This window comes from Pseudomonas caricapapayae, from assembly GCF_001400735.1.
Classification (GTDB): domain Bacteria; phylum Pseudomonadota; class Gammaproteobacteria; order Pseudomonadales; family Pseudomonadaceae; genus Aquipseudomonas; species Aquipseudomonas caricapapayae.
This window is the reverse complement of record NZ_LJPW01000030.1, coordinates 1-19,615: the sequence shown is the minus strand read 5'-3', so window position 1 is coordinate 19,615 and position 19,615 is coordinate 1. Positions and strand designations below refer to the sequence as shown.

At 60.3% G+C, this 19,615-nt stretch carries 22 protein-coding genes; 13 read left to right on the top strand and 9 right to left on the bottom strand.

Annotation, left to right across the window (positions count from 1 at the left end; genetic code table 11):
* Nucleotides 1–26 precede the first annotated feature (26 nt).
* The 8 genes from ALO80_RS03825 to ALO80_RS03790 are packed head-to-tail and all read left to right on the top strand — an operon-like array spanning nt 27 to nt 6,043.
* Complete coding sequence (locus ALO80_RS03825; RefSeq protein WP_055008005.1) at nt 27–830, top strand: heme ABC transporter permease; 804 nt, start codon at nt 27–29, stop codon at nt 828–830.
* Complete coding sequence (gene ccmD, locus ALO80_RS03820; protein WP_055008004.1) at nt 827–1,003, top strand: heme exporter protein CcmD; 177 nt, start codon at nt 827–829, stop codon at nt 1,001–1,003. Before ALO80_RS03825 ends, ccmD begins: the two co-directional genes overlap by 4 nt.
* On the top strand, nt 1,000–1,467 hold the full coding sequence (ccmE, locus tag ALO80_RS03815) for a cytochrome c maturation protein CcmE (RefSeq protein WP_055008003.1): 468 nt from the start codon (nt 1,000–1,002) through the stop codon (nt 1,465–1,467). The genes ccmD and ccmE overlap by 4 nt, the downstream gene beginning before the upstream one ends.
* Nucleotides 1,468–1,470: 3 nt before the next feature.
* Complete coding sequence (locus ALO80_RS03810; protein WP_055008002.1) at nt 1,471–3,444, top strand: heme lyase CcmF/NrfE family subunit; 1,974 nt, start codon at nt 1,471–1,473, stop codon at nt 3,442–3,444.
* Nucleotides 3,441–3,977 (top strand): DsbE family thiol:disulfide interchange protein, encoded by a 537-nt coding sequence (locus ALO80_RS03805; RefSeq protein ID WP_055008001.1) that lies wholly within the window; start codon nt 3,441–3,443, stop codon nt 3,975–3,977. The genes ALO80_RS03810 and ALO80_RS03805 overlap by 4 nt, the downstream gene beginning before the upstream one ends.
* A complete protein-coding gene (locus tag ALO80_RS03800; RefSeq protein WP_055008000.1) occupies nt 3,974–4,444 on the top strand; it encodes a cytochrome c-type biogenesis protein in 471 nt (156 codons plus the stop codon). Before ALO80_RS03805 ends, ALO80_RS03800 begins: the two co-directional genes overlap by 4 nt.
* Entirely contained in the window at nt 4,441–5,622 is a 1,182-nt protein-coding gene (ccmI, locus tag ALO80_RS03795) for a c-type cytochrome biogenesis protein CcmI (RefSeq protein WP_055007999.1), read from the top strand. The genes ALO80_RS03800 and ccmI overlap by 4 nt, the downstream gene beginning before the upstream one ends.
* A 13-nt stretch (nt 5,623–5,635) precedes the next feature.
* Nucleotides 5,636–6,043 carry a hypothetical protein gene (locus ALO80_RS03790; protein ID WP_055007998.1) on the top strand — a complete coding sequence of 136 codons (408 nt, stop codon included), beginning with the start codon at nt 5,636–5,638 and terminating at the stop codon, nt 6,041–6,043.
* 60 nt (nt 6,044–6,103) lie between these two features.
* On the opposite strand, the gene ALO80_RS03785 is transcribed toward ALO80_RS03790, so the two are convergent.
* Nucleotides 6,104–7,102 carry a sulfate ABC transporter substrate-binding protein gene (locus ALO80_RS03785; RefSeq protein WP_055007997.1) on the bottom strand — a complete coding sequence of 333 codons (999 nt, stop codon included), beginning with the start codon at nt 7,100–7,102 and terminating at the stop codon, nt 6,104–6,106.
* A 103-nt stretch (nt 7,103–7,205) separates the two neighbouring features.
* The gene (locus ALO80_RS03780) at nt 7,206–8,039 is read right to left on the bottom strand and encodes an ion transporter (protein WP_055007996.1); all 834 of its coding nucleotides are present in this window, start codon (nt 8,037–8,039) and stop codon (nt 7,206–7,208) included.
* A gap of 286 nt (nt 8,040–8,325) precedes the next feature.
* On the opposite strand from ALO80_RS03780, the gene ALO80_RS03770 reads away from it, so the two are divergent.
* On the top strand, nt 8,326–8,874 hold the full coding sequence (locus ALO80_RS03770) for a GNAT family N-acetyltransferase (protein WP_055007994.1): 549 nt from the start codon (nt 8,326–8,328) through the stop codon (nt 8,872–8,874).
* On the opposite strand, the gene ALO80_RS03765 is transcribed toward ALO80_RS03770, so the two are convergent.
* Genes ALO80_RS03765 through ALO80_RS03745 form a run of 5 tightly spaced genes read right to left on the bottom strand, consistent with a single transcriptional unit; the run spans nt 8,852 to nt 13,947 of the window.
* Nucleotides 8,852–10,327, bottom strand: a complete 1,476-nt coding sequence (locus tag ALO80_RS03765) for an efflux transporter outer membrane subunit (RefSeq protein WP_055007993.1) — start codon at nt 10,325–10,327, stop codon at nt 8,852–8,854. The two genes, ALO80_RS03770 and ALO80_RS03765, sit on opposite strands and share 23 nt — an antisense overlap.
* Nucleotides 10,324–11,208, bottom strand: a complete 885-nt coding sequence (locus ALO80_RS03760; RefSeq protein WP_055007992.1) for an efflux RND transporter periplasmic adaptor subunit — start codon at nt 11,206–11,208, stop codon at nt 10,324–10,326. Before ALO80_RS03760 ends, ALO80_RS03765 begins: the two co-directional genes overlap by 4 nt.
* Nucleotides 11,205–11,414: a DUF1656 domain-containing protein gene (locus ALO80_RS03755; protein ID WP_055007991.1), complete on the bottom strand. Its 210-nt coding sequence runs from the start codon at nt 11,412–11,414 to the stop codon at nt 11,205–11,207. The genes ALO80_RS03760 and ALO80_RS03755 overlap by 4 nt, the downstream gene beginning before the upstream one ends.
* The gene (locus tag ALO80_RS03750) at nt 11,411–13,498 is read right to left on the bottom strand and encodes an FUSC family protein (RefSeq protein WP_055007990.1); all 2,088 of its coding nucleotides are present in this window, start codon (nt 13,496–13,498) and stop codon (nt 11,411–11,413) included. The genes ALO80_RS03755 and ALO80_RS03750 overlap by 4 nt, the downstream gene beginning before the upstream one ends.
* A complete protein-coding gene (locus ALO80_RS03745) occupies nt 13,495–13,947 on the bottom strand; it encodes a MarR family winged helix-turn-helix transcriptional regulator (RefSeq protein WP_055007989.1) in 453 nt (150 codons plus the stop codon). The genes ALO80_RS03750 and ALO80_RS03745 overlap by 4 nt, the downstream gene beginning before the upstream one ends.
* A 551-nt stretch (nt 13,948–14,498) precedes the next feature.
* On the opposite strand from ALO80_RS03745, the gene ALO80_RS03740 reads away from it, so the two are divergent.
* Entirely contained in the window at nt 14,499–15,167 is a 669-nt protein-coding gene (locus ALO80_RS03740) for a polysaccharide lyase family 7 protein (protein ID WP_054985969.1), read from the top strand.
* A gap of 19 nt (nt 15,168–15,186) precedes the next feature.
* Here ALO80_RS03740 and ALO80_RS03735 read toward each other — a convergent pair whose 3' ends face one another.
* Both ALO80_RS03735 and ALO80_RS03730 read right to left on the bottom strand, forming a co-directional pair.
* Entirely contained in the window at nt 15,187–16,575 is a 1,389-nt protein-coding gene (locus ALO80_RS03735) for a heavy metal sensor histidine kinase (RefSeq protein ID WP_055007988.1), read from the bottom strand.
* Entirely contained in the window at nt 16,554–17,243 is a 690-nt protein-coding gene (locus ALO80_RS03730; protein ID WP_002554192.1) for a heavy metal response regulator transcription factor, read from the bottom strand. The genes ALO80_RS03735 and ALO80_RS03730 overlap by 22 nt, the downstream gene beginning before the upstream one ends.
* A gap of 170 nt (nt 17,244–17,413) precedes the next feature.
* Here ALO80_RS03730 and ALO80_RS03725 point away from each other — a divergent pair, with 170 nt between their 5' ends.
* The 3 genes from ALO80_RS03725 to ALO80_RS03715 all read left to right on the top strand — a co-directional run bounded on the left by ALO80_RS03725 (nt 17,414) and on the right by ALO80_RS03715 (nt 19,481).
* Nucleotides 17,414–18,019: a hypothetical protein gene (locus ALO80_RS03725; protein WP_055007987.1), complete on the top strand. Its 606-nt coding sequence runs from the start codon at nt 17,414–17,416 to the stop codon at nt 18,017–18,019.
* A 74-nt stretch (nt 18,020–18,093) separates the two neighbouring features.
* Complete coding sequence (locus ALO80_RS03720) at nt 18,094–18,714, top strand: cytochrome b/b6 domain-containing protein (protein ID WP_055007986.1); 621 nt, start codon at nt 18,094–18,096, stop codon at nt 18,712–18,714.
* A complete protein-coding gene (locus ALO80_RS03715; protein WP_055007985.1) occupies nt 18,711–19,481 on the top strand; it encodes a molybdopterin-dependent oxidoreductase in 771 nt (256 codons plus the stop codon). The genes ALO80_RS03720 and ALO80_RS03715 overlap by 4 nt, the downstream gene beginning before the upstream one ends.
* The last annotated feature ends 134 nt before the right edge of the window (nt 19,482–19,615 follow it).

Sequence of the window (19,615 nt, the reverse complement as noted above, 5' to 3'; positions counted from 1 at the left end):
CCGGTCAACACCCTGGATACACCCTGATGAAAAGCAATGCCATGAAAAGCAGTATCGGTTGGGCCTGGTTGCACACACTCGGCTCACCGAAAGGTTTTTACCGCGTCAGCGCACGCCTGCTGCCGTGGCTGAGTGTGGCGACTGTCGTTTTGCTCGGCATCGGCATGGTCTGGGGACTGGTGTTTGCGCCGCCGGATTACCAGCAGGGCAACAGCTTCCGGATTATCTATATCCACGTGCCTGCCGCCATGCTCGCGCAGTCCTGTTACGTCATGCTGGCCATGTGCGGGGTGATCGGGCTGGTCTGGAAAATCAAGCTGGCCGACGTGGCGCTGCAATGCGCAGCGCCCGTGGGTGCCTGGATGACCGCGCTGGCACTGGCCACCGGCGCGATCTGGGGCAAGCCCACCTGGGGCGCTTGGTGGGTCTGGGACGCACGATTGACCTCGATGCTGATTCTGCTGTTTCTGTATTTCGGCCTTATTGCGCTGGGCAACGCCATCAGCAACCGCGACAGCGCCGCCAAGGCCTGCGCGGTGCTGGCCATTGTCGGTGTGGTCAATATCCCGATCATCAAATATTCGGTCGAGTGGTGGAACACCCTCCACCAGGGCGCGACGTTCAGCCTCACTGAAAAACCGGCCATGCCGGTGGAAATGTGGTTGCCGCTGCTGTTCACTACGCTGGGTTTCTACTGCTTTTTCGGCGTAGTGCTGCTATTGCGCATGCGTCTTGAAGTGCTGCAACGTGAGTCGCGTACCCAGTGGGTCAAGGCCGAGATTCTGCGTAGCCTGGGGCACGATGCTGTGCCGTCGGAGAACACGCCTTGAGTTTTGCATCGTTCAGCGATTTTCTGGCCATGGGCCGCCACGGGCTGTTTGTCTGGTCTGCCTATGGTCTGTGCCTTTTGGTGCTGCTGATCAACGTGGCGCTGCCGCTACTGGCGCGTCGGCGGTTGCTGAAGCAACACGCGCGGCGCCTTAAACGGGAGCGCCGCCCGTGAACCCGCTGCGCAAAAAGCGTCTGTTGCTGGTTGTTGTACTGCTGTGCGGTGTTGGCCTGGCCGTGACCCTGGCGCTCAGCGCGCTGAAGGAAAACATCAATCTGTTCTACACCCCAAGCCAGATCGCCAATGGCGAAGCACCGCTGGATACGCGCATTCGCGCTGGCGGCATGGTGGAAAAGGGCTCATTGCAGCGCTCGGCGGATTCGCTGGACGTGCGTTTCGTGGTCACTGACTTCAGCAAGTCGGTGACCATCACCTATCGAGGCATTCTTCCCGATCTGTTCCGCGAAGGGCAGGGCATTGTAGCGTTGGGCAAACTCAATGCGCAGGGCGTGGTGGTGGCCGATGAAGTGCTGGCCAAACATGACGAGAAGTACATGCCTCCCGAAGTCACCAAGGCGCTGCGTGACAGCGGACGGGCGGCATCGGGTGCCTCTTCCATACCCGCAAAACAGGGTTGATCGATGATTCCCGAACTCGGCCATCTGGCCATGATTCTGGCACTCGGCTTTGCGCTGGTGCAGGCCATTATTCCGCTGATCGGCGCATGGCGTGGCGACCGCCTGTGGATGAGTCTTGCCCGTCCGGCGGCATGGGGGCAATTCAGCTTTCTGATCTTCGCGTTCGGGTGCCTGACCTACGCGTTCATGGTCGACGATTTTTCCGTTACCTACGTTGCACAGAACTCCAATACCGCGTTGCCCTGGTATTACAAGTTCAGCGCCGTTTGGGGCGCGCATGAAGGCTCGTTACTGCTCTGGGCGCTGATTCTCGGCGGCTGGACCTTCGCCGTATCGGTGTTTTCCCGGCAGTTGCCGCAGGTGATGCTGGCCCGGGTCCTCGCGGTGATGGGCATGATCAGCCTGGGTTTTCTGTTGTTTCTGATTCTTACCTCCAACCCGTTTTCGCGTCTGTTACCGCAGATGCCCGCCAACGGACGCGACCTCAACCCGTTGTTGCAGGACATCGGTCTGATCGTGCATCCGCCGATGCTGTACATGGGCTATGTGGGTTTCTCCGTAGCCTTTGCGTTCGCCATCGCCGCTTTGCTCGGCGGCCGACTCGACGCTGCATGGGCGCGCTGGTCGCGGCCATGGACGCTGGTGGCGTGGGCGTTTCTGGGCATTGGCATCAGTCTGGGCTCGTGGTGGGCGTATTACGAGCTGGGTTGGGGTGGCTGGTGGTTCTGGGACCCGGTGGAAAACGCCTCCTTCATGCCCTGGCTGGTAGGCACGGCGCTGATTCACTCGCTGGCGGTCACGGAAAAACGCGGTGTGTTCAAAAGCTGGACTGTGTTGCTGGCAATCGCTGCATTTTCGCTAAGCCTGCTGGGCACCTTTCTGGTCCGCTCCGGGGTGCTGACATCGGTGCACGCCTTTGCGTCGGACCCGGCGCGAGGGGTGTTCATTCTGATGTTCCTGCTGGTGGTGACGGGGGGCTCGCTGACCCTGTTCGCCATTCGCGCACCGGTGGTCAAAAGTCACGTCGGATTCGGCCTGTGGTCGCGAGAAACCCTGCTGCTGGGCAATAACCTGCTGCTGGTGGTTGCCGCCTCGACGATCTTGCTGGGCACCCTTTATCCACTGGTGATAGACGCCATGAGCGGTGCCAAGATGTCGGTCGGCCCGCCGTATTTCAATGCGCTGTTCGTGCCACTGATGGCACTCTTGCTGGTGGTCATGGCCGTCGGCGTATTGGTGCGCTGGAAGGACACGCCGCTGAAATGGCTGTTGGGCATGCTCGCCCCGGTACTGGTCGGCAGTGCCGTGCTGGCGGTGCTCGCCGGCCTGCTTATGGGCGATTTCCAATGGGCGGTGCTGGCAACCGTCATGCTCGCTGCCTGGGTGCTGCTGGCCGGGGTTCGCGACCTGTTCGACAAGACGCGCCACAAGGGCCTGTTCAGCGGTGCACGCAGCCTGACCCGCAGTTACTGGGGCATGCAGCTGGCGCACCTTGGCATCGTGGTCTGCGCACTGGGCGTGGTGTTATCCAGCCAGAACAGCGCTGAGCGCGACTTGCGCATGGCCCCCGGCGAGTCTACCGAACTGGGCGGTTATGTCTTTGTATTCGAAGGCGCAAAGCACTACGAAGGGCCGAACTTCACTTCGGATCGGGGTACTGTCCGCGTGCTGCGCAATGGGGTTCAGCTCACCGAACTGCACCCGGAGAAGCGCCTGTACACCGTGCAGCAGTCGATGATGACCGAAGCAGGTATTGATGCCGGGTTCAGTCGTGATCTGTATGTCGCCCTGGGTGAACCGCTGGGCGATGGCGCGTGGGCCATACGGGTCCACGTCAAACCCTTCGTGCGCTGGATCTGGCTGGGCGGTCTGTTGACTGGGCTGGGAGGTGTGCTGGCGGCGCTGGACCGGCGTTATCGTACCCGGGTCGCCAGCAAGGTGCGCGAGGCCCTGGGCCTGTCGGGAGCGGCACTATGAAACGCTGGGTCATGATACTGCCACTGGCGCTGTTTCTGGGCGTTGCGGCGTTCCTCTATCGCGGGTTGTATCTGAACCCCGCCGAGCTGCCCTCGGCCCTGATCGGCAAGCCTTTTCCGGCGTTCTCGTTACCCGCGGTGCAGGGCGACCGGGTCTTGTCCCGTGCCGATCTGTTGGGCAGGCCTGCGCTGGTCAACGTCTGGGGCACCTGGTGCGTGGCCTGCCGGGTGGAGCATCCGCTGCTTGCCCGGCTGGCGCAGCAGGGCGTGCAGATCTACGGGGTGAATTACAAGGACGTCAATGCCGATGCGCTGCAATGGCTCCGGGAGTTTCACGACCCTTACCAATTGAATATTCGTGACGAAGACGGCTCTCTGGGGCTGAATCTGGGCGTGTACGGTGCGCCGGAAACGTTCCTGATCGACCGTCAGGGCATCATTCGTTACAAACATGTCGGGGTTATCGATGAGGCTGTCTGGCGAGAAAAGCTCGCTGCCCGTTATCAGGCGCTGGTTGACGAGGGCAGACCATGAAGCGCTGCCTCACCGTTCTTTTGCTGAACCTGCTGCTGTCCGACATGGCCCAGGCGGCCATCGACGCCTATGCCTTTCGCGATGACGCCGAGCGTGCCCGCTACAGCGAGCTGACCAGAGAGTTGCGCTGCCCCAAATGCCAGAATCAGGACATTGCCGACTCCAATGCGCCGATTGCCGCTGATCTGCGCAAGGAAATCTATCGCATGCTGGGCGAAGGGCAGAGCGATCCGCAGATCATCGACTTCATGGTCGATCGCTATGGCGACTTCGTTCGTTACAAACCGAGCCTCAATACCCGTACCTGGCTGCTGTGGTTCGGCCCGGCCGGATTGTTGATCGGTGGTGTGGTGGTGATCGGTTTCATCGTCGCTCGACGTCGCAAGGTCTCACCTGGACAAGCCGAGGGGCTTTCCGAGGATGAGCGACAACGCCTTGCCAGACTGCTGGATGACAACCGCCCATGATCGATTTCTGGATAGCGACCGGGGTTCTCTTGCTCGTGGCCCTTGGTTTCCTGCTGATACCGGTGCTGCGCGGCCAGCGTGCGCAACGTGACGAAGACCGCACCGCTCTGAACGTGGCGCTGTATCAGGAACGATTGAGCGAGTTGCAGGTTCAGCAGGAGCAGGGCGTATTGTCGGTGGCGCAACTGCAAGGCGCGCGTGCCGAGGCGGCACGGGAGCTGCTGGCCGACACCGAAGGCGCAGAGCCTGCTCGCAACTCGCGGCTGGGCAAGCCCGTCTTGTTGTTGGCCGCAGTGCTGGTGCCGGTACTGGGGCTGACGGGTTATCTGCAACTGGGAGCCAGTGACCGGGTCGAGCTAAGCCGCGAATTCGCTCGACCACCGACCTCGCTGGCAGACATGACCCAGCGTCTTGAGCGCAGTGTGCAGGCCCAGCCGGATTCTGCCGAGAACCTGTATTTTCTGGCGCGCAGCTACATGGCGCAGAACCGTCCTGCTGATGCTGCACGGATGTTCGAACGTTCGGTCGCACTGGCCGGAAGGCAGCCGGAGCTGCTCGGGCAGTGGGCGCAGGCGTTGTATTTCGCCAGCGACAAGCACTTCACCGCTCAGGTGCAGGTGCTGACCGACGAAGCGTTGCAGGCTGACCCCAGAGAAGTCACCAGCCTTGGCCTGCTGGGAATTGCCGCGTTCGAAACGCAGCGCTATCAGGCAGCGGTGGATTACTGGACCCGGTTGCTCGCGGCATTGCCCGCAGATGACGCATCGCGTTCGGCACTGGAGGGTGGCATTGCCCGCGCCCGGGAAAATCTTGTCGAGCACGGTGCGTCGGTCAGGAGTAAATCGCTCAAGGTCCTTGTCAGACTGGCTCCGGCGCTTGAAGGCAAAGTGCGGCCGGAAGACAGCGTGTTCATCTTTGCTCGCGCCATCAAGGGACCGGCGGCCCCCCTGGCGGTCAAACGCATCACCGTGGCGGACCTGCCTGCCGAAGTCGAACTGAGCGATGCCGATGCAATGATGCCGCAACTGAACCTGTCGAACTTTGCGCAAGTCCAACTGGTTGCGAGAGTGTCTCGTGCAGGGCAGCCAACCACCGGTGAGTGGGTCGGCCGCAGTCAGCCGCTGGCCAGCGATACCCAGGCGCAGCAGGTATTGACCATCGACAGTCCGGATAACTAGAGAAAAATTGCTTATGTACCGTACCGCACGCATCACCTTGTTGGGTCTGGTCGTTGGCCTGAGTGCCTGTGCAGTCCAGCATCCGGCACCACCACACAGCCAGGATCCGATCCTTAACCTGCCGGGCGGCCAGCAGCCTGGCGCGCCGCGCCCGAGTACTGCGCCCGCAGAGCCGGCCAAGGCACCCGTCGCAGCACCGAAAACCTCGGCCAGCTTTGCTCCGCCGCCGGGTGGCGGCAGCCATTGGGACCCGCGCCTTGGCGTGTACGTGATGGACGATCAGCCCAATACGTTCTATCGCCAGCGCACCTATTACCAGTGGAACAACGGCTGGAGCTGGGCCACCAACCCCAATGGTCCGTGGCAGGCGACCGACGCCAGCGGCGTTCCGGCCGGGTTGGGCAAGCAGTTCAGTAACTGATTCAGCCTGCAAATGAAAACGGCGACCTGATGGGTCGCCGTTTTGCGTTGCGCGGGTTGCTTACTTGCCCGGATAGATCTGGTCGAAGACACCACCGTCAACGAAGTGGGTCTTCTGCACCGTACGCCAGTCACCGAAAGTGTTCTCCACCGACAGGAAATCCACTTTCGGGAAGCGGTCAGTGTACTTGGCCAGAACCTGCGGATCACGCGGACGCAGGTAGTTTTTGGCGGCGATTTCCTGGCCTTCCGGTGACCACAGGTATTGCAGGTAGGCTTCGGCCAGGGCGCGGGACTGTTTCTTGTCCACGACCTTGTCGACCACACTGACCGGTGGCTCGGCTTGCGCCGACACAGACGGATAGACCACTTCGAACTGGTCGCGACCGAATTCTCGGGCAATCATCTCCGCTTCGTTTTCGAAGGTCACCAGCACATCGCCGATCTGGTTGGTCATGAAGGTCGTGGTCGCGCCACGACCGCCCGTGTCGAGGACCGGCACATGGCGAAACAGATCGCCGACGAATTTCTTCGCGGCCGCTTCATCGCCGCCTTTTTTCAGGGTGTAGCCCCACGCCGACAGGTAAGTGTAGCGGCCGTTGCCCGAGGTTTTCGGATTGGGCACGATGACTTCCACGCCATCCTTGATCAGATCCGGCCAGTCTTTGAGGGCCTTCGGGTTGCCCTTGCGCACGATGAACACAGTGGCCGAGGTGAAGGGCGCACTGTTGTTCGGCAGGCGGCTGACCCAGTCTTTCGGCACCAGTGCGCCGTTGTCGGCCAGGGCGTTGATGTCGGTGGCCATGTTCATGGTGATCACGTCAGCCGGCAGCCCGTCGATGACCGAGCGCGCCTGCTTGCTTGACCCGCCGAAGGACATCTGCACGCTCACATCTTCATTTTTTTCGGCCTTCCAGTGTTTCTGGAAGGCGCTGTTGTAGTCCTTGTAGAAATCACGCATCACGTCGTAGGAGACGTTGAGCAGCGTCGGGGCTGCCTGGGCAGCGCTGGCAAAGGCCAGGCCGGCGGCCAGTAGCGAGGCGGCGAAGAGTTTATTCACTGCAGGGTCCTTGAGATGAAGAGTGGTGTGACAAGCCTGATGGCGTAATGCCGCGACACTATCAGCAACGCGCCTGCGGTTTAAAGACCGAAAAGATCTTTGCTTATGCCCCGTGCTCTGTTTTTTTAAACAATTGATTGCCGCAGCGTGAGCAGAACGCCGCGCCATGCTCGTGAAGGTTTTTCGAGCACACCGGGCAGTCATGCTTCAACTGCTCGCCACGCATGGCATTGGCCAGTTCGGCGGTGAATATGCCGGTGGGCACGGCGATGATCGAGTAACCGATGATCATCACCAGCGACGAGAGCATCTGGCCGACCGGCGTCTTGGGCACTATGTCGCCGAAGCCGACCGTTGTCAGGGTCACGATAGCCCAGTAAATCCCCTTGGGGATACTGGTGAAACCGTGCTCCGGGCCTTCGATTACATACATCAGCGTACCGAACACCGTGACCAGCGTGGAAACGGTGACCAGAAACACGATGATCTTCTGCTTGCTGCCACGCAGCGCCGCCAGCAGGTAGTTGGCCTGGCGCAGGTAGGTGCCGAGCTTGAGCACCCGGAAAATCCGCAACATACGGACGATCCGCACGATCAGCAGGTATTGTGCGTCACTGTAATAGATCGACAGCACCCCTGGCACGATGGCCAGCAGGTCGACCAGCCCGTAAAAACTGAACGCATATTTCAGCGGTCGGGGCGAGCAATAAAGGCGCAGGATGTATTCGATCGCGAACAGCAGCGTAAAGCCCCATTCGATCCATGCGAACAGCATCGCGTAGTCGCGATGAATGCTCTCGATACTGTCGATGACCGTGACCAGCAGACTGAGCAGAATGGCGACCAGAACAATCTTGTCAAAGGTTCGCCCGGCAGGCGTATCGGCCTGGAAAATAACAATATGCAGCTGCTCGCGGCGGCTGAGAGAGGTGTCCATGGTGCTTCCCGATTCTAAGATCGGCAGAGCCTAGGAGCATTGGGTGGTTGAGTGCAAGCGTGTTGGCAACACAGTCAAAGATCGGACGCAGAGCGTCCAGAACAGCGTTCCCATGCTGGAGCGTGAGGAACGTTACTCTGACTATCGTGCGACGCTCCGCGTCGTCATGCCGTTTCGTGACGCTGCGCGTCCTCTTGTGGCACAGAGCGTCCAGTACTGGAATCATCAGGGCTACGTATAACAAGCCAGGTGGTGAGCGTCGGCAATGACCGACGCGGGAGGATGCATGCACTATTCGGGCGAGGGTTTTTCGATCAGGGTGTTGGCGTTTGATGATTGCGAGTTGATCAACCGGTACGAAAAGGCCAATCGCAAGCATCTGCAGCCTTGGGAACCGTCGAGGGACGATGACTATTTCATCCTCGAAAACGCCAGATCAAGGGTTCAGCAGCAGTGGGAAAGCATGCAGGCCGGAAGCGCGATTTTCTTCCTCGTCACGGAGTCAGACGGCGGCGAGTTGCTGGGGCGGTGCAGTTACACGAATATCGTGAGGGGTGTTTTTCAGGCCTGTAACCTCGGCTTCTCGCTGGCAGAGACTGCTCAGGGGCGTGGCTTGATGAAAAGGGCGCTTGAGGTCACCAATCGCTTTTGTTTTGAACAGGTGGGGCTGCATCGAATTATGGCCAGCCACATGCCAGCCAATGTACGAAGCGAGCGACTTCTGCAATCACTCGGCTTCGAAAAGGAAGGGTACGCGCGCGCCTACCTGAAAATTGCCGGGGTCTGGGAGGACCACGTTCTGAGGTCTTTGATTAATCCGGGTGACGTGGCTTAGCTCCTGCCTGGTCCGAGTCCTGTTTCCTGGCCACCTCATCCTTCTCCCAGCCGCCGCCGAGTGCCAGAAACAGGTTGATCTGCCCCATGGCCACCTGGGTGTTGGCCTCTGCCATCTGCGCGCGTACGTCGGTGTAGGTGCGCGTGGCTTGCAGGTCGGCGAGAAACGAAGCGCGTCCGGCCTGATAGAAACGGTGGGTCTGGTCAGCCGCTTCTTTGGCGGATTGCTCGGCTTCCTTGAGGGCATCGCGACGGTCGAGCAGGGCGGTATATTGCGCCAGCCCAGTCTGGGTTTCACGGATGGCATTGAGTACCACGCCGTCAAAGCGCGCCAGCGCAGCCTGGGCCGAGGCCTCGGCCTGATGGATGCGCGCGCGCGAGCCGTTGGACGGAATGGTCCAGTTCAGCAGCGGTCCGAAGCCCCAGTGGTTGGCCGCCGGTTTGCCAAGGTTCTCGATCAGGCCGGTAGTGCCGATGCTCGCACCGATGCTGATGTCCGGGTAAAGCTCGCCCGTGGCAACGCCGATCTCTGCCGTCGACATCGCCAGATGACGCTCGGCCTGACGCACATCCGGGCGACGTTTTAGCAGCGCGGCACCATCGCCAACGGGCATGACCTGTGCAATGTGCGGCAGTGCGTTGCAGGAGCCGACCCCGTCGGGCAGTTGCTCCACGGGTTTTGCCAGCAGCATCGACAGGCGGAACATCGCCGCCTGTCGCCGCGCTTCGTAACGAGGCATTTCGGCACGCAACGACTTGAACTGCGTCTGCGAGCGAGTGACCTGGGTTTCATCGCCTCGCCCGGCATCGCGAAGACGCTGGTTGAGGGTTACGCTCTGTTGCTGCAGGTCCAGCGATTCACGAGCGATGTCGAGCTCTTCGTTGGCGGCGCAAATCTGCGTATAGGCGCGCACCACATCGGCGACCACAGTTATGCGTGCGGTATCGACCGCCGCCTGAGTGGCATCGACATTGGCCTGCGCCGCTTCGATACCGCGCTGCAAGGTGCCGAACAGATCGAACTGATACGAGGTGGTCAGACCCACGTCGCCCACATTGGCGACCGGCACCTTGTCGGTCAGCAGAAACGCTTCGCCCGACTCCTGTACACGCTGGGCACCGATTTTCGCGCCATTGGTAAAACCGCCAGCCGCCTCGGCTTCCGAGGTCTGATAGCGGGCACGCTGCAGGTTGGCGGCGGCGATGCGCAGATCGGTATTGGAGGCAATGGCCTGGCGCACCAGTTCATCCAGACGCGCATCCTGATACAGCCGCCACCAGTGTGCAGGCACCGGGGCCGATACGGTGTTGACCGAGCGACCTGCCAGTTCGCCCTGCAGATCCGGGCGGTTGATCGCGCCATCCTTGGGCGGTTGGTAATCCGGCCCGACCACCTGACACGCCGAAAGCACGGCAGTAAAACCGAGTGCGGCCACGCGTAAGGCACGTTTCATCGTGCGCGCTCCTGCGTATCGTCGATAATCGACACCGTCGCAGTACGCCCGGCGATCATACGGAAATCGGCGGGTACGTCATCGAAGGCAATGCGCACCGGAATGCGCTGTGCCAGGCGTACCCAACTGAAGGCCGGGTTGACGTTGGGCAGCAGGTTCGAGCCGCTGCTGCGGTCGCGGTCTTCGATACCGGCGACGATGCTTACTACATGACCGGTCAGCCGTGCATTGTCGCCGATGACCCGAATGTCGACACCCTGGCCGACATGAATGCCGTCCAGTTTGGTTTCCTCGAAGTAGCCGTCGATATGGAATGATGCGGAATCGACCACCGACAGCACCGGACGCCCGGCGGTGACGAATTCATGCTCGCGGGGTGCCCGGTCGTTGAGGTAGCCGTCGACCGGGCTGCGGATCACCGAGCGATCCAGATTCAACTGCGCGGCATCCACTGCGACCCGAGACTCACCGAGCGCAGAAAGTGCCCGGGCTTCGCGGGACTGGCTTTCTTCCAGTTGCTCGCGGGCCACCAGGTTGCCCAGACCCCGGTTACGCTTGTTCTCGCGGCGTGCCTGCTCCCAGGTTTCCTGGCGCTCGGCCACCGTGGCCTGCGCCTGACGCAGGGCCAGGCGGAAGCGGTCCTGATCGATGGTGAACAGCACCTGACCCTTGTGCACGGGCTGGTTGTCAGTAACTTCGACCTTCTGGATAAGCCCGGACACGTCCGGTGCGATCTGCACGATATCGGCGCGAATATGCCCGTCGCGGGTCCACGGCGCGTACATGTAATACATCACCATGCGCCATACAACGACAGCGGCCAAGGTGACAACCAGCAGGGTCAGGACCACGCGGCCCAGTGTCAGTATCGGTTTTTTCATGTCATCAGGTATCGACTTAGAGTATCCACGGCGCCCAGCAACAAAGCGTATAGACCTACGTTGAACAAAGCCCGGTGCCAGACCAGACGGTAGAAGTGGGCACGCGACAGCACGGCGTGCACGGCAAGAAACAGCAGATAGGCGATGCCCATCATCGCCAGGAACGTGGGGATGAAGATCCCGCTGATGTCCAGATCACCGATCACAGGGGCGCTCCATCGATGTTATGCGGCAGTTGTTCGGTCAGTTCGCCGCCCACGGTGACGATCTCGACCCCCGGCAACAAGGCCAGACGCAGTCCGCTGAGGGCATGCAACAGATGCAGCCGGGCCGGGTTGCCGCCCATTTCCTGATCGGTCAACGCGCGGCGTGCGCGGTCCATGACCATCAACAGGCCCCTTGGCGCGGGCAGTCTTTCGCCAGCCTTGCGGCAGTGTTTGAAATAGCCGCTGACTTCATCGATCACCTGGCGCAACAACACCTGGGCCGCAGGCGTGGCGCGGCGGGTGTAGGCCAGCAGGTCGAGCATGTTCAGCGCGACACGCAATTCACGCAGGGCAATCCCGGTGTCCTGCGCGGTAAGCGTCAGGCGCGGCAACTGCTGCATCAGGCGGTCGAGCATTTGCACGCCCATGCGCCGATGTTCGGCCAGAGACGAGTTTTCACTGAGGCTGGCGATGTCGCGCCAGCTGAAACGGGTCAGGCGCTTGACCGCCAGTTCGACGCCGAACGGACGGAACACCAGCGTCCAGATAAAGGCAAACAGCAGCCCGGCAGGACCGGCCAGGTTGGAATTGAGGAAGTTCATGAAGTCCGCGTCGTAGGCGCTTTGAATACTGATGAACGACGAGGTGTTGACGATGGTCAGCAGCGTGCCGAGAAAGAAACGCGGCTGCACGGTCAGGGTGCCGACGCAGATGAATGGCACTGCGAAGGCCAGCACCAGCATCGGGAAGTCATGCAGATTGGGCAGCACCACGAACAGGTACAGGCTGGCAAACACCACCGAGAGCAGGGTCCAGAAGAAGAACCGGTAGATTTGCGGGGCAGGGTCGTCCATGGCCGCAAAGAAACTGCACGACACCGCTGCCAGCGCCACTGCGCTGGCCCCGTCTTTCCAGCCCAGCAAAATCCACAACACGGATGCAGCGATGATCGCCAGTACGGTCGAAGTCACTGAATAAAGCATCAGGCCCCGGTCCAGAAATGGCGTCAGCCGGCCCAGGCGCCAGTGGCGATAGACCGCTCTCCATGGCGACTGGTCGTCCGTCCTGATCGCATATTGCAGGGTTCGACAATCCAGCCACAGGTCGATCCACTCGCCGAGCCTGAACAGCGTATTGGAGAGCAGCAGTTGATCGCGGTCGTCCAGTTGCGCGGAGGCCGGCTGCAGGCGTTCCAGCTCATGATGCAGCTGTTGCCAGTGCTCCCGTTGCGGGCCGTCGGCAGTGCTTTCCAGCCATTCGCACGTCTTTTGCAACAAGGGTTTCAGGCCGGCCAACAGCTCTGGCGAGCGTCGTTCAAGCGCCCACAGCGCATCATCCAGTGCATCGATGACCGGTAACAGGTGGATCATCCGGCCGCGCAGTTCATTGGCATTGCGCACGGTCTGCTTGCGTGCGCCTTCGTGGCTCAACTGGCCGATCATCATTTCCAGTGAGTTGAAGCTGCCGACCATCGAATTGCGTAATACGCCGATTTCCTCGGGCTGACAGGTGCGGCTGATAAAGCGCTGGCTGTAGGTCGAGGCGTCACCGAACCATTTTTCCGTAGTGGCCTGAAACACAGGTGCCAGCCGTCTGGGCCAGAACATTGCACCTACGACGGCGGCGCAGATGATGCCGAGAAAAATTTCTTCGGTGCGTGATACCGCGATGTCGAACACGGCCTGCGGGTTGTCGACCACCGGCAGGGAAATCAGCGGCATGGTGTAGCCGGCGAGCATCAGTGCGTAGCTGTTAGCCGTGCGCAAGTGCAGGGACAGGAACAACAAGGTGCCGGTCCACAGCCCGACGACGATGGCCAGCAGCAAGGGCGTCTGCACGAACATCGGTACCAGCAGCACTGACGCAGCGGCACCGGCCAGAGTCCCGGCGGCTCTATACAGGGCTTTGGAACTGGTCGGGCCGACGAACGGGCTCGACACGATGTACACCGTGGCCATGGCCCAATAGGGGCGCGGCATTTCCATCAATAATGCGATGTACAGCGCCAGCATGGATGCGCCGAAGGTGCGCACGCCGTAGAACCAGTCACGTGCCGGGGGAACGCTGGAAAAGAAGCCGTTCAAATCTGTCCCCCATGCTCACGCTGCGCCGCCTCGGCGAAGGCCTGAAATACCCGCAAGGTGGCTTCAAGATCGGCAGGTTGCAGACCCTGAAGTACATCCGCCCGCAGCCGCGTCAGCTCCAGCTCTATCGAACCGGCCAGCGCGCGACCCTTGTCGGTCAGGCTGAGGGCCTTGGCACGGCGATCATTGGGGTCTTCGCTGCGGCAGACGATGCCTGCCTTGCACAGCTGGTCCAGCAGACGCACCAGCGTCGGACTTTCCATGCCGGCCGCCTGCGCGACTTTCACCTGGTGCACGCCGTCACCCAAGCGTGCGATTGCCAACAGTGGCCCTGCACATGCTTCAGAAATTTCATAGGTGGCCAGTGTGTTGTGGCAAATGCGTCGCCATTGGCGAGAGGCGGCTACCAGACCGCTGCTGACAGCGCGATGCAGTGGATCGACAAGCATGAATCACCGGGTTGAGTCAGGGTTGAATTTAGTTAGGAGCAATATTGTTAGGGAGGATATTAGTAGGATGCTAACTAATATCCCGTAACAAGTTCTTACAGTCAACCCGAAACTGCCGAGTGGAGACTTTTCGCTTATTCAAGCGTCCGCCAACCGGTTTTACCCATCAAAAGGGCGATGAACGGTCTCCAGCGTCAGCGTGTAGTGCTGAAAGTTCATTTTTTCAAAAATAATTGCTACCGTTCGTCGGTAAATTGCTCAAAAACCGGGTGATTTTGCTCAGGCCCATTCAAAAAAATGACGCGGCATCCGATAGGAGGGTCCTGATGAATCGCTGCCTGCAGCAAATGGATGGCAATTCGCCCTGCAGGAAGATTTGACATCAAAGTAGTGGCATTGACTGTTTTGTGGCGGTTTGTTGGCGTCAGTGTCTTGTCGTTGCTGTTTAAAAAATAAACGATTCAGCCGATAGTCTGGTTGACCACAACGGGCCAGCACACCCGTTCCAGAGCCATCTGTCGGTGCGCGATGCGTACCTTGCGAGCTACTCCATGATCGACCTTGCCACCTGGAATCTTTCCGTCCCTGTCGGAAGTCCTGCGACCATCATCGAAACCCCCAAGTTGGTGAAGGGCTATCGGGATGGTTATTTTCAATCCGGGGAGACGCTGTTTTTCTGGGCACCGGTGACCGGTTCCACCACAGAAAACGCCAAGTACCCGCGCTCCGAGCTGCGCGAGACTACTTCCGACGGCAGAGTCTTCAACTGGGCGTACTCCAGCGCCGACAATTTCCTGCGCGCCACGCTGGAAGTCGATCAGGTGCCTTCCACCGGTAAAATCGTGATCGGCCAGATCCACTGCTACCAGAGCACCGAACCGCTGTTGAAGGTGGAATATCAGTACAAGGAGAAGCTGCAGACCGGCAATATCGTCGCCAAGTTTCGTCGTACTCCGGACTCGGAAATCGAGGTCATCACCATTGCGCAGGGTGTGCCGCTCAACAAGCAGTTCAATTACACCATCAACCTGTCGCCCAGCGGCGACCTGACGGTCAATGCCTTCGATTCGGTCTGGTACGCCAAGCTGGATTCAGCCTGGAGCACCAAGCTGTTTTACTTCAAGGCCGGGGTCTATACCCAGGACAACACGGGCTACACCACTGAAGGCGGCTCGGCGACGTTCTACAAGCTGGCCATTGCCCACGACAAGAAGTCCTGATCTGCACGTCGCGCAGCGTTCAGCTCGCTGGAAACATCAGGCTGAAGCAGATCCGTCCGGGGCCGGGTTGCGTGACGTCGACCCGGCCGCCATGCAACTGCATGATCGCGGTGACGATGGCCAGACCCAGTCCGTTGGAGTCCGAGCGTTCATGGCGTGAAGCGTCGCCACGATAGAAACGGTCGAAAAGCCGGGCGAGACTGGCTTGCGGCAGCTGCGGCCCCTGGTTCTCGACGTCGATCTGCCACTGTCGATCAACGGCCGATACCCTGATCAGAATCTCGCTGTCTTGATCGGCGTAGCGGATGGCGTTGGCGATCAGATTGCTAAGGGCACGGCGCAGGAGGATCGGGTCGGCTAGCAATGTACCTTGTCCGCTGTGGCTCAGTCTCAGATTGCGCTCTTCGGCCAACCCCTCGAAATAACCGGTCACGCGTTGCAATTCATCGTGAAGGTCCAGCGGTTGGCGTTCCAGTGCGGATTGGGCCTCGTCTGCTCTTGCCAGGAACAAAATACTTTCCACCAGCCTTGAGATACGCTCCAGCTCCTCCAGATTGGAGGCCAGCAGCGCCTGATACTCATCGGCGCTGCGGTTCTGGCGCAGCGCAACCTGGCAGTGGCCCATCAATGAACCGACCGGTGTACGGATTTCGTGGGCCAGGTCGGCAGAAAACTGCATCAGGCGTCGATAACCATCGTCCAGACGGTCGAGCATGGCGTTGAAGGCATCGCTCAGCTGTTGCAGTTCGACCGGCGTGTCGCGACTGTCGAGCCGTTTGTGCAGGCTGGCCGGGGTGATTGCGGCAGCGTGAGCAGCCATCCTGCGCAACGGACGCAAGCCGCGTCGCAGCAGTACGTAGCCCAGCGCTGCGGTGATCAGAAAGACCAGCGCCACGGCAATATAGATGCGCTGGCGAAAACCGGCGAGCATGGCCATTTCCTTGACCATCAGGTGCGCGGCCTGCAGACGGACCTCGACACCATTGGACATCACTTGCACCGCCGCCGCGCGCAACGGTACGCCTTGCAGGCTCAGGCCGCTGCGCAGGTCGTCGACCCGCAGCGGCTGATCCTGAGCTACGGTCGGCAGTTCCGGCAGCGGCGCGTGTTGCGGGTTGACCGAGATCACGGGCGGCTTGCCCGGCTCGCCGATGATGAAGATGTCTTCCTCGCTGTCGAGCATGTTCTCGAACAGTTGCGGACTGCCTTTGAGGTTGTCCATGGTCAGGTCATAGCGCAGCAGCTTGCGAAAGTGGTCCAGCCGCGCCAGCACGGCATGGTCGCTGCGTTGCATCACGGTTTCTTCGATCGACTGATACAGGTACAGGCCCGCGCCGCTGACGGTGAGCATCGCCAACAGCGCAAACGCCAGGGTCGAGCGCAGGGTCAGGGAAGGCTGGCGTCGCATGGCCGTACCTCGCACACATAACCGATACCGCGCACGGTATGGATGAGTTTGACCGGGTAGGGCAGGTCGACCTTGCTGCGCAGGCGCTTGATGGCAACGTCCACGACATTGGTGTCGCTGTCGAAATTCATGTCCCAGACTTCCGAGGCAATCTGTGCCCTGGACAGCACATCGCCCTCGCGGCGCAATAATAGATGCAGCAGGGCAAATTCCTTGTTGGTCAGCACGATGACCTGTTGCTGACGCGTTACGCGGCGACGCAGCAGGTCCAGTTCAAGGTCGGCCAGATGAAAATGGTCGGCCTCGCGCACCACTCCTCGCCGCAGGATGGTACGGATACGCAGCAGCAGTTCGGTGAAGGAAAACGGTTTGACCAGATAATCGTCGGCACCCAGTTCCAGGCCGCGAATCCGGTCTTGCAACTGGTCGCGTGCGGTCAGAAACAAGACCGGTACGTCCTGTCGGGCGCGGAGCACTTCGATGATCTGCCAGCCGTCGATGCCCGGCAGCATCACATCCAGCACGATCAGGTCGTACCGGTTTTCCAGCGCCAGGTGCAGGCCGTCGGCACCGTGCTGCGTCCAGTCGACCTTGTAGCCTGATTCCCCCAGGCCCTTCTTCAGGTATTCGCCGGTTTTGGTGTCGTCTTCAATCAGCAGGATATGCATCGTTTTGTCCGCTACGCTTTTGCAGGCACCCTCGGTGCGCCGATGCCGGAGTCTAACCAGTTGCCGACCAGGTGTCCGGCGAATGACAAAAATGTCATTGCCCGGTCATTCTGCGGTGCCGGTAGCGGTGCAAAGATGGATTTCAGATCTCACCTGCCAAGGAAGTACCGATGAAGACTGCATTCTCTGCCACGTTCGGCCTGCTGTTGCTCAGTGCCGCTGTCATGACCCAGGCCGCCGACATGAAGGTGGTTAAACCAATGCGCGGGACCGTCGACAGCGTGAGCGCCGACACGCTCGATTTCACTACTCGCGCGGGCCAGCATCAAAGTATCAAACTGACTGACAAGACCGGTATTCGTCTTGTGTCCGAAGCTGACTTCAAGCAGATCAAAGATGACAGCTTTGTCGGGTCAGCTGCGGTTCCCCAGGCTGACGGTACGTTGAAAGCCCTGGAGGTGACCGTTTTCGAAGCGAGCCTCAAAGGCAGCGGTGAAGGCCATTACGGTTGGGAAAACGCCGATGGCAGCACCGGCACCATGACTAATGGCACCGTCGGCACACTGGCCGGAGCCGACGGCCGTACGTTGACCGTCAAGTATGAGGGCGGCGAGAAGAAACTGGTGGTGCCACAGGACGTGCCTATCGCCTATGTCGAGCCAGGCAAGGTCGAACAGTTGACCAAAGGTGCCAAGGTTGTTGTGTTCCCGGCTGACGACGGTAAGTCGGCACGCGGTGTTGCCGTCGGCAAGGACGGTTTCACGCCGCCGATGTAATCGCCGCCAGAGATGTCAGGGGCAGGCCGCTGCCGCTGACATCTCCGTCCATGCCTGATCAGAGGGATCCCGACATGAAAACCCGCCCCATTCATCCCTGGCCGGTGCGCCTGACCCACTGGGTCAATGCCGCAGGCATGGCCTGTATGTTCATGAGCGGTTGGGCGATCTATAACGCATCGCCATTGATGCCTTTTACCTTTCCCAAATACCTGACACTCGGCGGCTGGCTGGGCGGCTCCATCGCCTGGCACTTCGCGGTGATGTGGCTGTTGGTCATCAACGGTCTGTTGTATGTGCTGTATGGCGTGTTCAGCCGCCACTTCAAGCGCGATCTGCTGCCGGTTCGCCCATCAGACGTAAAGCGTGACATGAATGACGCGCTGCATTTTCGGCTGGCCCACGTCAAAGGCCGTTACAACGCTGTGCAACGGCTGATGTACTGGCTGGTGCTGGCAATGGGCGTGCTGGTGGTACTGTCGGGACTCGCTATCTGGAAACCGGTGCAGTTTCAGGATCTGGTCAGCCTGCTGGGCGGGTTCGATTTTGCCCGTTGGGTGCACTTCGGCGCGATGGCAGCCATCGGCGCGTTTGTCGTTGTTCACCTGGTGCTGGTCGTGCTGGTGCCAAGTACCTTGCTACCGATGATTACCGGCGGCCGCCAGCCGAACGAAGACGGAACTGCACAATCATGAACGAACCTCGTAAACGCGTCACCCAGCGTATCCATCTGGAGCCTGCGCAACAGAGCCAGTTGGTCGATATCCAGCGTCGCTCGTTCCTGCGCGCCGGGTTGACGGTGGGCGCGATGTCGATGCTCACCGGGTGTAACCTGCAGGATGGCGACCAGGTCGACAAGGTGCTGTGGGCCATGTCGCGCTGGAATGACCGGGTTCAGGCCTGGCTGTTCAACGGGCAGAAGCTGGCCCCGACCTACAGCAAGGCACAGTTGACCAGTCCGTTCCCGTTCAATGCGTTTTACCCCGAATACAACGTGCCGGAGCTGGAGCTTTCCGATTACCGGCTGGCGGTGTCCGGGCTGGTCCGTGACAAGCAGCCGTGGACGCTGGACGCGCTGCGTAAACTGCCACAACGTACCGACATCACTCGGTTGATCTGTATCGAGGGCTGGAGTGCGATAGGGCAATGGGGCGGCGTGCCGCTGAAGACGTTTCTGGAGTATGTCGGGGCGGATACCACGGCGCGTTTTGTCGGTTTCAAGTGCGCCGACCGTTATTATTCAAGTCTCGATATGCCCACCGCGTTGCACCCGCAGACTCTGCTGGCGCTGGATTTCGGCGAAGTCGCGTTGCCTCCTGACTACGGTTATCCGTTGCGGGTGCGGGTGCCGACCAAGTTGGGCTTCAAGAACCCCAAGCACATTGTCGAGATATTCGTCAGCAACGAGAACCCCGGCGGGTATTGGGAGGATCAGGGCTATAACTGGTTCAGCGGGATCTAGAAGCGAACGCAGCGCGTCCAGCTTTTTGGGGGCTGTTCAGTTGAAAAGTACTGTGTGTCAGCGGCTGTGTTCAAGGCATGACCTTGTTTTGACTATCGTGCCGGCGCTCCGCGTGGGCATGCAGTTCGTGACGC

Bases quoted from the DNA above. Each gene is read 5' to 3' on its own strand.
- ALO80_RS03745 (WP_055007989.1), bottom strand. From the start codon at position 13,947: ATGCTTGTCGATCCACTGCATCGCGCTGTCAGCAGCGGTCTGGTAGCC.
- ALO80_RS03780 (WP_055007996.1), bottom strand. From the start codon at position 8,039: ATGGACACCTCTCTCAGCCGCCGCGAGCAGCTGCATATTGTTATTTTC.
- ALO80_RS03805 (WP_055008001.1), top strand. From the start codon at position 3,441: ATGAAACGCTGGGTCATGATACTGCCACTGGCGCTGTTTCTGGGCGTT.
- ALO80_RS03765 (WP_055007993.1), bottom strand. From the start codon at position 10,327: ATGAAACGTGCCTTACGCGTGGCCGCACTCGGTTTTACTGCCGTGCTT.
- ALO80_RS03725 (WP_055007987.1), top strand. From the start codon at position 17,414: ATGAAGACTGCATTCTCTGCCACGTTCGGCCTGCTGTTGCTCAGTGCC.
- ALO80_RS03760 (WP_055007992.1), bottom strand. From the start codon at position 11,208: ATGAAAAAACCGATACTGACACTGGGCCGCGTGGTCCTGACCCTGCTG.
- ALO80_RS03810 (WP_055008002.1), top strand. From the start codon at position 1,471: ATGATTCCCGAACTCGGCCATCTGGCCATGATTCTGGCACTCGGCTTT.
- ALO80_RS03720 (WP_055007986.1), top strand. From the start codon at position 18,094: ATGAAAACCCGCCCCATTCATCCCTGGCCGGTGCGCCTGACCCACTGG.
- ccmI (WP_055007999.1), top strand. From the start codon at position 4,441: ATGATCGATTTCTGGATAGCGACCGGGGTTCTCTTGCTCGTGGCCCTT.
- ALO80_RS03740 (WP_054985969.1), top strand. From the start codon at position 14,499: ATGATCGACCTTGCCACCTGGAATCTTTCCGTCCCTGTCGGAAGTCCT.
- ALO80_RS03735 (WP_055007988.1), bottom strand. From the start codon at position 16,575: ATGCGACGCCAGCCTTCCCTGACCCTGCGCTCGACCCTGGCGTTTGCG.
- ALO80_RS03730 (WP_002554192.1), bottom strand. From the start codon at position 17,243: ATGCATATCCTGCTGATTGAAGACGACACCAAAACCGGCGAATACCTG.
- ALO80_RS03800 (WP_055008000.1), top strand. From the start codon at position 3,974: ATGAAGCGCTGCCTCACCGTTCTTTTGCTGAACCTGCTGCTGTCCGAC.
- ALO80_RS03770 (WP_055007994.1), top strand. From the start codon at position 8,326: ATGCACTATTCGGGCGAGGGTTTTTCGATCAGGGTGTTGGCGTTTGAT.
- ALO80_RS03825 (WP_055008005.1), top strand. From the start codon at position 27: ATGAAAAGCAATGCCATGAAAAGCAGTATCGGTTGGGCCTGGTTGCAC.
- ALO80_RS03715 (WP_055007985.1), top strand. From the start codon at position 18,711: ATGAACGAACCTCGTAAACGCGTCACCCAGCGTATCCATCTGGAGCCT.
- ALO80_RS03790 (WP_055007998.1), top strand. From the start codon at position 5,636: ATGTACCGTACCGCACGCATCACCTTGTTGGGTCTGGTCGTTGGCCTG.